Origin of the sequence: Burkholderia sp. AU45251, from assembly GCF_030482905.1 — a bacterium.
Taxonomy (GTDB): Bacteria; Pseudomonadota; Gammaproteobacteria; order Burkholderiales; family Burkholderiaceae; genus Burkholderia; species Burkholderia aenigmatica.
In genome coordinates this window covers 1-14,142 of record NZ_JAUJQH010000038.1, presented here as the reverse complement: position 1 = coordinate 14,142, position 14,142 = coordinate 1, and the positions used below count along the sequence as shown (strand labels likewise).

The 14,142-nt window shown below is 66.1% G+C and carries 14 protein-coding genes and 1 pseudogene; 11 read left to right on the top strand and 4 right to left on the bottom strand.

Features of this window, described 5'->3' with window-relative positions:
* The first annotated feature begins 20 nt into the window (after positions 1 to 20).
* Genes glmU through QZM67_RS37000 form a run of 4 tightly spaced genes read left to right on the top strand, consistent with a single transcriptional unit; the run spans position 21 to position 3,967 of the window.
* A complete protein-coding gene (glmU, locus tag QZM67_RS37015) occupies positions 21 to 1,382 on the top strand; it encodes a bifunctional UDP-N-acetylglucosamine diphosphorylase/glucosamine-1-phosphate N-acetyltransferase GlmU (protein WP_043186996.1) in 1,362 nt (453 codons plus the stop codon).
* Between the two features lie 50 nt (positions 1,383 to 1,432).
* Positions 1,433 to 3,250, top strand: coding sequence for a glutamine--fructose-6-phosphate transaminase (isomerizing) (gene glmS / locus QZM67_RS37010; RefSeq protein ID WP_089451387.1), 1,818 nt, complete (start codon positions 1,433 to 1,435; stop codon positions 3,248 to 3,250).
* A gap of 37 nt (positions 3,251 to 3,287) precedes the next feature.
* Positions 3,288 to 3,749: a hypothetical protein gene (locus tag QZM67_RS37005; RefSeq protein ID WP_301811008.1), complete on the top strand. Its 462-nt coding sequence runs from the start codon at positions 3,288 to 3,290 to the stop codon at positions 3,747 to 3,749.
* Positions 3,749 to 3,967: a hypothetical protein gene (locus tag QZM67_RS37000; protein WP_011353435.1), complete on the top strand. Its 219-nt coding sequence runs from the start codon at positions 3,749 to 3,751 to the stop codon at positions 3,965 to 3,967. Before QZM67_RS37005 ends, QZM67_RS37000 begins: the two co-directional genes overlap by 1 nt.
* A gap of 119 nt (positions 3,968 to 4,086) precedes the next feature.
* Here QZM67_RS37000 and QZM67_RS36995 read toward each other — a convergent pair whose 3' ends face one another.
* Positions 4,087 to 4,923, bottom strand: a complete 837-nt coding sequence (locus QZM67_RS36995) for an FTR1 family protein (protein WP_043184596.1) — start codon at positions 4,921 to 4,923, stop codon at positions 4,087 to 4,089.
* Between the two features lie 12 nt (positions 4,924 to 4,935).
* The gene (locus tag QZM67_RS36990; RefSeq protein WP_011353437.1) at positions 4,936 to 5,268 is read right to left on the bottom strand and encodes a cupredoxin domain-containing protein; all 333 of its coding nucleotides are present in this window, start codon (positions 5,266 to 5,268) and stop codon (positions 4,936 to 4,938) included.
* A 348-nt stretch (positions 5,269 to 5,616) separates the two neighbouring features.
* Here QZM67_RS36990 and QZM67_RS36985 point away from each other — a divergent pair, with 348 nt between their 5' ends.
* The gene (locus QZM67_RS36985) at positions 5,617 to 5,817 is read left to right on the top strand and encodes a heavy-metal-associated domain-containing protein (protein ID WP_021162112.1); all 201 of its coding nucleotides are present in this window, start codon (positions 5,617 to 5,619) and stop codon (positions 5,815 to 5,817) included.
* A gap of 64 nt (positions 5,818 to 5,881) precedes the next feature.
* Here the strand turns inward: QZM67_RS36985 and QZM67_RS36980 are convergent, their stop codons facing one another.
* Both QZM67_RS36980 and QZM67_RS36975 read right to left on the bottom strand, forming a co-directional pair.
* Entirely contained in the window at positions 5,882 to 7,372 is a 1,491-nt protein-coding gene (locus tag QZM67_RS36980; protein ID WP_301811005.1) for an aldehyde dehydrogenase, read from the bottom strand.
* A 97-nt stretch (positions 7,373 to 7,469) separates the two neighbouring features.
* Positions 7,470 to 8,021 carry a cupin domain-containing protein gene (locus QZM67_RS36975; protein WP_043185160.1) on the bottom strand — a complete coding sequence of 184 codons (552 nt, stop codon included), beginning with the start codon at positions 8,019 to 8,021 and terminating at the stop codon, positions 7,470 to 7,472.
* Between the two features lie 454 nt (positions 8,022 to 8,475).
* Between QZM67_RS36975 and QZM67_RS36970 the strand changes: the two genes are divergently transcribed.
* The 6 genes and pseudogenes from QZM67_RS36970 to QZM67_RS36945 form a co-directional block, all read left to right on the top strand.
* Positions 8,476 to 8,661, top strand: a complete 186-nt coding sequence (locus QZM67_RS36970; protein ID WP_043184603.1) for a hypothetical protein — start codon at positions 8,476 to 8,478, stop codon at positions 8,659 to 8,661.
* Positions 8,662 to 8,944: 283 nt separating this feature from the next.
* The gene (locus tag QZM67_RS36965; protein ID WP_301811003.1) at positions 8,945 to 9,733 is read left to right on the top strand and encodes a gamma-glutamyl-gamma-aminobutyrate hydrolase family protein; all 789 of its coding nucleotides are present in this window, start codon (positions 8,945 to 8,947) and stop codon (positions 9,731 to 9,733) included.
* Between the two features lie 30 nt (positions 9,734 to 9,763).
* Entirely contained in the window at positions 9,764 to 11,101 is a 1,338-nt protein-coding gene (locus tag QZM67_RS36960) for a glutamine synthetase family protein (protein ID WP_043184609.1), read from the top strand.
* A gap of 37 nt (positions 11,102 to 11,138) precedes the next feature.
* Complete coding sequence (locus QZM67_RS36955; RefSeq protein WP_301811001.1) at positions 11,139 to 12,581, top strand: aspartate aminotransferase family protein; 1,443 nt, start codon at positions 11,139 to 11,141, stop codon at positions 12,579 to 12,581.
* 61 nt (positions 12,582 to 12,642) lie between these two features.
* Positions 12,643 to 13,761: a polyamine ABC transporter substrate-binding protein gene (locus QZM67_RS36950; RefSeq protein ID WP_175025869.1), complete on the top strand. Its 1,119-nt coding sequence runs from the start codon at positions 12,643 to 12,645 to the stop codon at positions 13,759 to 13,761.
* A 188-nt stretch (positions 13,762 to 13,949) separates the two neighbouring features.
* A pseudogene (locus QZM67_RS36945) lies at positions 13,950 to 14,142 on the top strand (polyamine ABC transporter ATP-binding protein); the annotation flags it as partial.

The following is a 14,142-nucleotide window of genomic DNA, read 5'->3' as shown; positions in this document are numbered from 1 at the left end:
TCTTCTGACAAGCTGGCGCCATGAATATCGTGATTTTGGCGGCAGGCACCGGCAAGCGCATGCGTTCCGCGCTGCCGAAAGTGCTTCATCCCCTGGCCGGCAGGCCGCTTCTCTCCCACGTCATCGACACCGCGCGCACGCTGCAGCCGTCCCGGCTGGTCGTCGTCGTCGGTCACGGCGCCGAGCAGGTCCAGGCCGCCGTCGCCGCCCCGGATGTGCAGTTTGCCGTGCAGGCCGAGCAGCTCGGCACCGGCCACGCGGTGCGCCAGGCGCTGCCGCTCCTCGATCCCGCGCAACCGACGCTCGTGCTGTACGGCGACGTGCCGCTCACACGCGAGTCGACCTTGCAGCGCCTCGTCGACGCCGCGCGCGAAGGCCGCTACGGGATTCTGACCGTCACGCTCGACGATCCGACCGGCTATGGCCGCATCGTGCGCGACGCGGCCGGCTTCGTCACGCGCATCGTCGAGCAGAAGGACGCGTCGCCCGAGCAGCTGAAGATCGCCGAGATCAACACCGGCATCATCGTCACACCGACAGCCCAGCTGTCGATGTGGCTCGGCGCGCTGAAGAACGAGAACGCGCAGGGCGAGTACTACCTGACCGACGTCGTCGAGCTCGCGATCGAGGCCGGTTTCGAGGTCGTCACCGCGCAGCCCGACGAGGAATGGGAAACGCTCGGCGTGAACAGCAAGGCGCAGCTCGCCGAGCTCGAACGCATCCACCAGCGCACGATCGCCGACGCGCTGCTCGTCGACGGCGTCACGCTCGCCGATCCGGCGCGCCTCGACGTGCGCGGCACGCTGCGCTGCGGCCGCGACGTGTCGATCGACGTGAACTGCGTGTTCGAAGGCAACGTGACGCTCGCCGACAACGTGACGATCGGCGCGAACTGCGTGATCCGCAACGCGTCGGTCGGCACGGGCACGCGCATCGACGCGTTCACGCACATCGACGGCGCCGAGCTCGGCGCGCACACGGTGATCGGCCCGTACGCGCGGCTGCGCCCCGGCGCGCAGCTCGCGGACGAAGCGCACGTCGGCAACTTCGTCGAGGTGAAGAACGCGGTGATCGGCCACGGCTCGAAGGCGAACCACCTCACGTACATTGGCGACGCCGACATCGGCGCGCGCGTGAACATCGGCGCGGGCACGATCACCTGCAACTACGACGGCGCGAACAAGTTCCGCACCGTGATCGAGGACGACGTGTTCGTCGGCTCCGACACGCAACTGGTCGCGCCGGTGCGCGTCGGCCGCGGCGTGACGATCGCCGCCGGCACGACGGTCTGGAAGGACGTGGCCGACGGCCTGCTCGCATTGAACGAGAAGACGCAGACCGCAAAAAGCGGCTACGTCCGCCCGGTCAAGAAGAAAAGTTAACATCACGCGGGTGCCCTACGGCGCCCGCTTCCCTATAGAAGGTAGATTTCATGTGCGGCATTGTCGGCGCAGTTGCGCAGCGTAATATCGTTCCGGTGCTGATCGAAGGATTGCGGCGCCTCGAGTACCGTGGCTACGACTCGTGCGGCGTTGCCGTGCTCGAGCCGGACGCGCCGAAGCGCGCGCGCAGCGTTGCGCGCGTCGCCGATCTCGACGCACAGGTGCGCGAATCGCACGTCGAAGGCACGACGGGCGTCGCACACACGCGCTGGGCGACGCACGGTGCGCCCGTCACGCACAACGCGCACCCGATCTTCTCGTCGAACGCGCTCGCGCTCGTCCACAACGGCATCATCGAGAACTTCGAATCGCTGCGCGAAGCGCTGCGCGCGAAGGGCTACGAATTCGTGTCGCAGACCGACACCGAAGTGATCGCCCACCTTGTGCACAGCCTGTATCGCGGCAACCTGTTCGACGCGGTGCGCGAGGCGGTCGGCCAGTTGCACGGCGCGTACGCGATCGCCGTGATCCACAAGGACCAGCCGCACACCGTCGTCGGCGCGCGCCAGGGTTCGCCGCTCGTGGTCGGCCACGGCGACGGCGAGAACTTCCTCGCGTCCGACGCGCTCGCGCTCGTGGGCAGCACCGACCGCTTCACGTTCCTCGAGGAAGGCGACGTGTGCGAGCTGTCGCTCGACGGCGTGAAGATCGTCGACCGGAACGGCGCGCTCGCGCAGCGCGAGATCCGCGTGGTCAGCACCTACGGCGGCGCGGTCGAACTCGGCCCGTATCGTCACTTCATGCAGAAGGAAATCTTCGAGCAGCCGCGCGCGATCAGCGATACCGTGCCGCAAACGGACGCATTCGACGCGACGCTGTTCGGCGACGCCGCGCCCGCCGCGTTCGCGAACATCGACAGCCTGCTGATCCTCGCGTGCGGCACGAGCTACTACTCGGGCCTGACCGCGAAATACTGGCTCGAATCGATCGCGAAGATCCCGACGCAGGTCGAGATCGCGAGCGAATACCGCTATCGCGAATCGGTACCGAACCCGCGCCAGCTCGTGCTGGTGATCTCGCAGTCGGGCGAGACGGCCGATACGCTCGCGGCGCTCAAGCACGCGCAGTCGCTCGGCCACACGCATACGCTGGCCGTCTGCAACGTCGCGACGAGCGCGATGGTGCGCCTCACCGAGATGCAGTTCCTGACGCACGCGGGCACCGAGATCGGCGTCGCGTCGACCAAGGCGTTCACGACCCAGCTCGTCGCGCTGTTCGTGCTGGCCGCGACGCTCGGCAAGCTGCGCGGGCACGTCGACGCCGCACAGGAAGCGGAATTCCTGAAGCAGCTGCGCCACCTGCCGGCCGCGCTGAACAGCGTGCTCGCGCTGGAGCCGCAGATCATCGCGTGGTCGGAGGAATTCGCGCGCAAGGAAAACGCGCTGTTCCTCGGCCGCGGGCTGCACTACCCGATCGCACTCGAAGGCGCGCTGAAGCTGAAGGAAATCTCGTACATCCACGCCGAGGCCTATCCGGCCGGCGAACTGAAGCACGGGCCGCTCGCGCTCGTCACGGAAGCGATGCCGGTCGTCACGGTCGCGCCGAACGATACGCTGCTCGAGAAGCTGAAGTCGAACATGCAGGAAGTGCGCGCGCGCGGCGGCGAGTTGTACGTGTTCGCCGATGCCGACACGCAGATCGTCAACGACGACGGCCTGCACGTGATCCGGATGCCGGAGCACTACGGGCAACTGTCGCCGATCCTGCACGTCGTGCCGCTGCAATTGCTCGCGTATCACACCGCGTGCGCACGCGGCACCGACGTCGACAAGCCGCGGAACCTCGCGAAGTCGGTGACGGTGGAGTAAAACGAGCAGGCACGCCGACGAGACAGACGGAGAGACCATGGTAAGACTGTTGGGATGCGGAATGCTGGCACTGACGTTCGCGTCGACGGGCTGGGCGGCCGAGCACTATGTCGAGGTCTGGAACCCGCCCGAGGCGCGGTCGCCGGCCGCGCACGCGCCGGCGGCACGCAAAGGTGCCGACGCCCCCGCCGCCACGACGACGAAACACGCCGCCGTGCCGCCGAAGGCCGTCGCGAAGCCACCGCACAAGCGTCGCGTCGCGCAAACCGCGCAGGCCGTGAAAGCCGGCTCGCATCGTTCGCCCGCCGCCGCGGCCGAGGCACCCGTCGCCCCGCGCCCCGTCGCGCAGCCCGCACCGGGCCGCCTGACGGTGATGCAGCCGGCTGCGCCCGATGCGCAGCACGCGCTAAACTTCTCCAACATCCCGCGTCAATACACGCCGGACGGCAACGTGCTGCAGGTCGGCACGCACGGCCGCTCCGCGGAGGTGACTCGATAATGGAAGCGCAAACCTACCACGGCTACCAGATCTGGGGCCACGCGATCCTGCAGCAGGACGAGATCCTGCAGCCCGAGCGCTTTGCGGCGAGCGGCACGATCACGCAGAACAACAAGCTGGTCGAAGCATCCGGCGTGCTCGGCGTGTTCGACACCGAGGACGACGCACGCGATGCGGGGCTCGAATGGGCCCGCGCATGGATCGACAGCCACCGCTGACCGGGCGCGGCGTGCGCCACCCGTGTGCGGCTGCCCAGGCCGCGCACGGGCCGGCCGCGAACCGCACATGCAAAAAAGGGGCGTCCATGACGCCCCTTTTTTATTCGAACCCGGACCACTCAGGCCACCGGCCGTGGCGGCCGCACCGCCGCCTGCGGCCGGCCGACGAGCCGTGCCAGCCCGACAATCGCGGCCAGCGTCGCGAGATACGCGACGATCTGGATGCCCGCCGGGCGCGCGGTATAGCCGACCAGCGTATGCAGCGCCTTGCCGACGATGCTCGAATCCTTGAGCAGCCACGACGTATCCCAGATCACATCGCCCCACGACGGCACGAGGCCCGCCGAGAGCAGGAAGCCGACGCACTGGCTTGCCATCCCCGCCGCGAGCAGCACGATCAGCCAGTTGGTGACGGAGAACAGGCGCTTCAGCGGAATCTGCAGCAGGCCCGCATACATCCCGTAGCCGAGCCCGGCGCCGCCCAGCACGCCGAGCAGCCCGCCGACGATCATCTGCGGCGTCTGCCCCGGATCGCCAGCCGCGATGCCGTACAGGAACAGCACGGCCTCGGAACCTTCGCGCAGCACCGCGACGCCGACCACGATCGCCAGCCCCGTCAGCGGCTTGCTGCCGGCCGCGACGGCACGCCCGACCTCGGTCATCTGCATCGCCATCTCGCGACCGTGCCGGCTCATCCAGATGCTGTGCCACGCGAGCATCAGCGTCGCGACGAACATCACGCCCGCGTTGAAGACCTCCTGCCCCATGCCGGACGCCCACTGCGAAATCACGTCGGCGAACGCGGCGATCAGGCCGGCGCCGATCACGCCGCCCACCAGCCCGCTGCCGACCCACCAGCCGCGCCGCGGCACGCCCTTCGTCGCGGCCATCACGATCGACACCACCAGCGCGGCCTCGAGCACTTCACGAAAAACGATCAGAGCGGTAGACAACATGGCGATATCGGCTTACTTGACGGTCAGGTGCGTCTTCGACTGCGCTTCGTGATACTCGTCGTGGAATTCGTACGTGCCGGCCTTCAGCGGCCCGACCAGGATCTCCACCGACTTGCCGGCGGGCACGACCTTCTCCGCCTTGAAGTCGTCGCTCTCGAATTCAGCGGGCGTCGCGTCGAGGTTCTTCACGACGAACTTCACCTTCTTGCCGGCCGGGATCGTCACGCCGTCCGGCGAAAACTTGTGATCCTTCAGGGTCAGGTTGACGACATCGTCGGCCGCGAAGGCGGACGTTGCCGAAGCGCCCAGCAGCGCCAGCGCGAAGCCGAAAGCAAAACGATTCATAGGGGTAACGAAATGAAATATCGAAGGGAGCTGATACTAAGATCGATTCGCATTTTCACCTCGCGTACCCTTACTCGCAACATGGTGATCGCGCTTAATGGATCGACGTCACGCGTTGCCCCGCAAGGCATCCGCCCGGCTTCGCCCGGAACGCTTCTCCGTCAATCAGGACAAGTGCCGAATGACGTCAAAGGCCCGATCGATATTCGTCAGACTTCATCTTTACAACGCGCTGTCGCCCGATCCAGGCGCAACACCGATTCCCGGCGGCACGCGCACGCTTGACCTTCCCACTATGGCAAGCTTCATGCTGTCGATGCTTGTCAATCGTCAACTCAGGAGAACACGATGGAATTCGAAGTCCAGGACATGACCTGCGGCGGCTGCGCCAATGCCATCACCCGCGCGGTGACGGCCGCCGATCCCGCCGCGAAGCTCGACATCGACGTCGCGGCGAAGATCGTCAAGGTCGAATCGGCGCAAGGCGCCGAGCGTGTGCAGTCGATCATCGAAGCCGCCGGCTTCCACCCCGCGCTGCGCACGGCATAACGCCCGCCCGCCGCGGGTGCGGGCACGCGGTCGTACGACGGCCGCGCCCGCACCCGGCAGCGCGTCAGCGCAGCCGGATCAGCGTCGACTTCAGCTCGGTGTACTTCTCGAGCGCGTGCAGCGACTTGTCGCGACCGTTGCCCGACTGCTTGTAGCCGCCGAACGGGAAGTTCATGTCGCCCCCCTCGTCGTAGCAGTTCACCCAGACGGTGCCCGCACGCAGCCGGCGCGACACGTCGTGCGCGGTCGTCAAGTTCGACGTCCACACGGCCGCGGCCAGCCCGTATTCGGTGTCGTTCGCGATCCGCACGGCCTCGTCGACGTCGTCGAACACGATCACCGACAGCACCGGCCCGAAGATCTCCTCGCGCGCGATCTTCGCATCCGGTTTCACCTCGAACACCGTCGGCTCCACGTAGAAGCCGCCCGTTTCCGCCTTCACGCGCGCACCGCCGGTGACGAGCCTGCCTTCGCTGCGCCCGGCCTCGATATAGCCGAGCACGCGCTCGAGCTGGATGCCGTCGACGATCGCGCCCATCGACACCGACGGATCGAGCGGATTGCCGGGCACGTACGCACGCGCGGCCGCGACGAGCTTCTCGATGAACGCGTCCTTGATGTCGCGATGCACGAGCAGCCGGGAACCTGCCGTGCACATCTCGCCCATGTTGTAGAAGATCGCGCCGGCGGCTGCCTGCGCCGCACGGTCGAGATCGGGGCAATCGGGCAGCACGATGTTCGGCGACTTGCCGCCGAGTTCGAGCCATGCCCGCTTCAGGTTCGACTGCGCGGCGTACTGCATGATCAGCTTGCCGACCGCCGTCGAGCCTGTAAACGCGATGCAATCGACGTCGCGATGCAGCGCGAGCAGCTTGCCGGGCTCGCCCGCGCCCGGCACGACGTTGAACACGCCGGCGGGAATGCCGGCCTCGTACGCGAGTTGCGCGACACGGATCGCGGTCAGCGGCGATTTCTCCGACGGCTTCAGCACCACGCTGTTGCCAGCCGCGAGCGCCGGGCCGAATTTCCACGCGGCCATCAGGATCGGGAAGTTCCACGGCACGACGGCGGCCACCACGCCGACCGGCTCGCGCGTGACGAGGCCGACGAGATGATGATCGGCCGGCGCGACCTCGCCGCCCACCTTGTCGATCGCTTCCGCGAACCACTCGACGCAGTACGCGGCGCCCGGCACGTCGACCGTCGTCGTGTCGCCGATCGGCTTGCCGGCGTCGAGCGTTTCGAGCAGCGACAGCTCGTCGAGATGCTCGCGCATCAGCGCGGCCCAGCGCAGCAGCACGGCCTTGCGCGCACGCGGGTTCAGCCCGGCCCATACGCCCGCGTCGAACGCGCGGCGCGCGGCCGCAACGGCCGCGTTCACGTCGGCTTCGCCGCAATCGGCGACCTTCGCGAGCACGCGGCCGTCGATCGGGCTCACGCAGTCGAACGTCTTGCCGCCATGCGCGTCGCGCGACGCACCGTCGATGAATGCGCGCCCTTCGATCTCGAGCGACGCCGCCTTGTCCTGCCAGTCAGCCAAAGTCAACTTGTTCATCAGGATGCCTCAGTTTTTTGGCATTCGCGATGCGGCACGCCGCTGCGCGTGACGCGCAGCCGGCCGGCAGCGAATGCAGTGACGCGCGGTGGAAAGGTCAGAAGGTCGCCGGCGAATTGGCCGAAACGACCTCGCAGATCAGGTCCGCGCTGGGATTACGGAAACGGTGCGGCAAACGGCTTTCGAAGTAGTAGCCGTCTCCGGGGTCGAGCAGCCACGTCGCGCCGTCGACGGTCAGTTCGAGCCGGCCCGACACGACGACGCCGCCCTCGTGCCCCGCGTGTACGAGCATCTCGGGCCCCGTATCGGCCTGCGGCTGGTAGATCTCGCGCAGGATGCACATGTTGCGGTCCTTCATGCTCGCGCCGACCAGATGGAACGCGAGCGTGTCGTTGCCGAGGTTCGGCATCTCGTCACGACGCGACACGACCGAACGCGAATCGACGAGCTCGAACGTGAAGAACTCCGCGAGGCTCATCGGGATGCATTCGAGCAGCTTCTTCAGCGAGCCGACCGACGGGCTCACACGGCCCTGTTCGATCAGCGAGATCGTGCCGTTGGTCACGCCGGCCCGCTTCGCGAGTTCGCGCTGCGACAGGCCATGCTTGTTGCGCACGAAACGCAGGCGCTCGGCGACTTCGGTAGACATCGATTCGGTTTCGGACACGATAAGTGCGATGACAAAGTGAAACGACGCGTTGGACAGCCGTTGAATATTCTAATCACTTTATGCCGCGCATCAGCGGGGAAAACCCTGAAAGGCGTTCGAAATAATGAACACCCTGTCGATTATTCCGTTTACGAATCTTTTGTTCGCACTGCTCGGGAAAGCCCTGATGCAACACCGTTAAAAAACATTTGACGCCGTTTTTGGCTCGTATATGCTGGCTCTCAGGTTAGCGTCATCAAGCTTTCATGGGCAGCAAAAACGTTATTGCAACGCAAAAATTGATGCCCATCAATGTAAATAACGCGTAACCGGCGCCTTGATTATTTTAAACGCCCAGCGCGTCGAAACGGTCAGGTGTTCAATACTTTCAACAACCCAGTCGAGTGTAATCGTGAGAGTCCGTGGCCCTCTGGTGAGGTGGGATCGAGGCGATGTGCGAAGTTTGCGCAGCGCGGCGTCCGCTTCCGACGACGGCAGTTGCGGCTGGCATAGTCCTCGCCTGCTTCATCTGTCGATCTACACCATCCTGTCCCGTCGTTCCGTTCGGCGTCACAACGCCGTTTCCGCACGCGCCTTCGTTGCCGTCGATACGGACGAAGTGGCGTCGCTGCTGCCGTAGCGCCTCTCCTTTCTTTACGTCGTTCGTTTCATCTGCCGATTCGCCAACCGCATCGTCCGTGCGGTGACGGAACGCGTTCGCGCATGCGTTGCTGCGTCGCGTATCGCCATGAAATGAACGACGGCCAGATCGTCGCGCGCAGCGCGGATCGCCACACCATCCCGTTGCGCCCATTCACCAGCGGCCCTGCGTCTCGCGCAAGGCTGCGGGGTTGTTGCACGCCGGCGTTTCGCCACATCCGGCAAGACGTAAGCGACAACCCTCCGGATAACTGATTGACGTCATGGAAAGAAGGAAACCTCTCGTCGGCATCACCGCCGACCACACGCAAATCGGCGCCCACGCGTCGCATACGGTCGGCGACAAGTACGTCGCCGCGATCGTCGACGGCGCGCAAGCGTTCGCGATGGTGCTGCCCGCGTTCGGCGATCGCCAGTCGGTCGACGACGTGCTCGACACGGTCGACGGCCTGCTGTTTACCGGCAGCTACTCGAACGTCGAGCCGCACCTGTACGGCGGCGAACCGAGCGCACCGGGCACGAAGCACGACCCGGCCCGCGACGCGACCACGCTGCCGCTGCTGCGCGCGGCGATCGCCGCGGGCGTACCCGTGCTGGCCGTCTGCCGCGGCTTCCAGGAGCTGAACGTCGTCTGCGGCGGCACGCTGCACCAGCGCGTGCATGAAGTGCCGGGCTTCGCCGATCACCGCGAAGACGACGACGCGCCGATGGACACGCAGTACGGCCCCGCGCACGTCGTGCGCCTGACGCCCGGCGGCCAGCTGCACGCGCTCGCCGGCGGCCGCGACGAAGTGCACGTGAACTCGCTGCACAAGCAGGGCATCGCTCAGCTGGGCTCCGGCCTGGCTGTCGAGGCCGTCGCGCCGGACGGGCTGATCGAAGCCGTGAGCGTCGTCGACGCACCGGCTTTCGCCCTGGCCGTGCAGTGGCATCCGGAATGGCGCCATGCGCAGGACCCGCTGTCGAGCGCGATCTTCCGCGCCTTCGGCGATGCCTGCCGCGCCCGCCGCGCCGCCCGCACGCGTGCCATGGCCGCCGCCGCGCTCGCCTGAGCGCGCCGACCCAAACCAACGAGAACAGACATGCAAGACATCGAAGATTTTCTGAAGCAGCACCGGATCACCGAAGTCGAGGCGATCATTCCCGACATGGCCGGCATCGCGCGCGGCAAGATCACGCCGCGCAACAAGTTCACGTCCGGCGAATCGATGCGCCTGCCGCAAGCCGTGATGGTGCAGACCGTCACCGGCGAATATCCGGAAGACGGCTCGCTGACCGGCGTGACCGACCCCGACATGGTGTGCGTGCCCGATGCATCGACGATCCGCCTGATCCCGTGGGCGATCGACCCGACCGCCCAGGTGATCCACGATTGCGTGCACTTCGACGGCTCGCCGGTCGAGATCTCGCCGCGCTACGTGCTGCGCCGCGTGCTCGACCTGTACAAGGCGAAGGGCTGGAAGCCGGTCGTCGCGCCCGAGCTCGAGTTCTACCTGGTCGACATGAACAAGGATCCCGACCTGCCGCTGCGTCCGCCGGTCGGCCGTACGGGCCGCCCCGAAACGGGCCGCCAGTCGTATTCGATCGAGGCCGTCAACGAGTTCGACCCGCTGTTCGAGGACATCTACGAGTACTGCGAAGCGCAGAACCTCGACATCGACACGCTGATCCACGAAGTCGGCGCCGCGCAGATGGAGATCAACTTCATGCACGGCGACGCGCTGTCGCTGGCCGACCAGGTGTTCCTGTTCAAGCGCACGGTGCGCGAGGCCGCGCTGCGTCACAACATGTACGCGACGTTCATGGCCAAGCCGATGGAAGACGAACCGGGTTCGGCGATGCACGTGCACCAGAGCATCGTCGACGAGGAAACGGGCCATAACCTGTTCACGTCGCAGGAAACCGGCGGCGCGACGTCGATGTTCTACAACTACCTCGCGGGGCTGCAGAAGTACACGCCGGCACTGATGCCGATCTTCGCGCCGTACATCAACTCGTACCGCCGCCTGTCGCGCTTCATGGCTGCACCGATCAACGTGCAGTGGGGCTACGACAACCGCACGGTCGGCTTCCGCATCCCGCACTCGAGCCCGTCGGCACGCCGCATCGAGAACCGCATCCCGGGCGTCGACTGCAACCCGTACCTCGCACTCGCCGCCACGCTCGCGGCCGGCTATCTCGGCATGACGCAGCGCCTGGAGCCGACCGAGCCGCTCGTCAGCGACGGCTACGACCTGCCGTACCAGCTGCCGCGCAACCTCGAGGAAGGGCTCACGCTGATGGCTGCATGCGAGCCGCTCGGCGAGATTCTCGGCCACAAGTTCCTGAAGGCGTATTTCGCGCTGAAGGAAACCGAATACGAAGCGTTCTTCCGCGTGATCAGCTCGTGGGAACGCCGCCATCTGCTGCTGCACGTCTGAGCGTGCACCCAACCGAATACGGAATCACGGAGGAAACATGACGTACCGCAACGAATCTGCCTGGATCCAGCCCGCCGCCCCCACCGCTACGGCCGCCGCGCCGCGCGCGACGCAGGCGCGCACGACCGCCGAATACCGCGCGCTCGACGCCGCGCACCACATCCATCCGTTCTCGGACATGGGTGCGCTGAACCGCGCGGGCAGCCGCGTGATCGTGAAGGCCGACGGCGTCTACCTGTGGGACTCGGACGGCAACAAGGTGATCGACGGGATGGCCGGCCTCTGGTGCGTGAACGTCGGCTACGGCCGCAAGGAACTCGCCGACGCCGCGTATCGCCAGATCCAGGAGCTGCCGTTCTACAACACGTTCTTCAAGACCACGCACCCGCCGGTGATCGAACTCTCCGCGATGCTCGCGGAAGTCACGCCGAAGGGCTTCAACCACTTCTTCTATTGCAACAGCGGCTCGGAAGGCAACGACACGGTGCTGCGCCTCGTGCACCAGTACTGGCGCGTGCAGGGCCAGCCGCAGAAGAAGTACGTGATCTCGCGCAAGAACGGCTATCACGGCTCGACGATCGCGGGCGGCACGCTCGGCGGGATGGGCTACATGCACGAGCAGATGCCGTCGAAGGTCGAGAACATCGTGCACATCGACCAGCCGTATTTCTTCGGCGAAGCGGCGGCCGGTGAAACGCCGGAAGCGTTCGGCCTCGCCCGCGCGCAGCAACTCGAAGCGAAGATCCTCGAACTCGGCGCGGAGAACGTCGCCGCGTTCATCGGCGAGCCGTTCCAGGGCGCGGGCGGCGTGATCTTCCCGCCGTCGACGTACTGGCCGGAAATCCAGCGGATCTGCCGCAAGTACGACATCCTGCTGGTTGCCGACGAAGTGATCGGCGGCTTCGGCCGTACCGGCGAATGGTTCGCGCACCAGCACTTCGGCTTCGAGCCGGACCTGATCACGATGGCCAAGGGCCTCACGTCGGGCTACGTGCCGATGGGTGCCGTCGGCATTCACGAGCGCGTCGCGCGGCCGATCATCGACAACGGCGAATTCAACCACGGTCTCACGTACTCGGGCCACCCGGTTGCAGCGGCCGTCGCGGTCGCGAACCTGAAGCTGCTGCGCGACGAAGGGATCGTCGAGCGCGTGAAGAACGATACCGGCCCGTACTTCCAGGCGCTGATGCGCGAAACCTTCGCGCGTCACCCGATCGTCGGCGAAGTGCACGGCCACGGCCTCGTCGCGAGCCTGCAGCTCGCCGAATCGCCGGCCGAACGCCGCCGCTTCGCGAACGGCGGCGACGTCGGCACGATCTGCCGCGACTTCTGCTTCAACGGCAACCTGATCATGCGTGCGACCGGCGACCGGATGCTGCTGTCGCCGCCGCTCGTGATCTCGCGTCCGGAAATCGATGAACTCGTATCGAAGGCGAAAAAAGCAGTCGATGCAACCGCCCAGCAACTGGGTATTTCGTAACGGTTTTGCCTACAGGCGTGCGGCGGGCGCCGCACGCCGCCATAACCAGGGGAATTCCACCATGCGTGCCTGCTTTCTTCGCCAAGCCTGTTCTGTTGCCGCCCTTGCCGCCGCGGCCGCGTTCACGTCGGTCGCCAGCCCGACGGCGCACGCGGCCGACGAGCTGAATGTCTACAACTGGTCCGACTACATCGCACCCGACACGATCCCGAACTTCCAGAAGCAGACGGGTATCCACGTCAAGTACGACAACTACGACAGCGACGACACGCTTCAGGCGAAGCTGCTGGCCGGCAGTTCGGGGTACGACATCGTCGTGCCGACGTCGAACTACATGGCCAAGCAGATCCAGGCCGGCGTGTACCAGAAGCTCGACAAGTCGAAGCTGCCGAACCTCGCGAACCTCGACCCGCTGCTGATGAAGATGATCGCGGATGCCGATCCGGGCAACCAGTACGGCGTGCCCTGGGCCTACGGCACGGACGGCATCGGCTACAACGCGCAGGCGGTGAAGAAGGCACTCGGCGACAAGGCGCCGGTCGACAGCTGGGCACTGGTGTTCGACCCGGCCAACATGGAAAAGCTGAAGGGCTGCGGCGTGTCGTTCCTCGACCAGGCCGTCGACGTGTTCGCCGCCACGCTGCAATACATGGGCAAGAACCCGAACAGCACGAACCCCGGCGATTACCAGGCAGCCTTCGAAGTCCTGAAGAAAGTCCGCCCGTACATCACCCAGTTCAACTCGTCCGGCTACATCAACGACCTCGCGAACAACGACGTGTGCGTCGCGCTCGGCTGGTCGGGCGACGTCGGCATCGCGCATCGCCGCTCGGCCGAAGCGAAGCGTTCGTACGACATCAAGTTCTCGAACCCGAAGGAAGGCGGCCTGCTGTGGTTCGACGTGATGGTGATCCCGAAGGATGCACCGCACCCCGAGGCCGCACTGAAGTGGATCAACTACGTGTCCGATCCGAAGGTCAACGCGGCGATCACCAACACGGTGTTCTACCCGACTGCCAACAAGGCTGCGCATCAGTTCGTCACGCCGAGCGTCGCGCAGGACCCGACGGTCTATCCGCCCGAAGACGTGCTGAAGAAGATGGTGCTGATGAAGCCGATGCCGGCCGACATCCTGCGCCTCCAGAACCGCCTGTGGGCCCAATTGAAGACCGGCCACTGATCGCCCAGCATTCCGGCGGCGCAGGCATCGCTTCACGCCTGCCCGCCTGAGATCCGCGGACCTCCGTCCGCCCGCGCGCGCCGCGCGCACTGTTCCATCCGGCACGAGCCGTCGTCCGCGAGTCGCGTTGCGCGCCTCGTGCGGGGACGCTCACGCCTGCAATCCGTGAAGAACGAATGGTGACTCCCATGCAATCGATACCCTCTTCCGCTGCTGCACGACAGACCCAACCGGCCGCCGCGGCCCGTACGCAAAACGACGCGTTCGTGCGCATCGAAAACGTCGTGAAGAAATTCGGCGACAGCACGGCCGTCGACAACGTGAACCTGACCATCGCGAAGAACGAGCTGTTCGCGCTGCTCGGCAGCTCGGGCTGCGGCA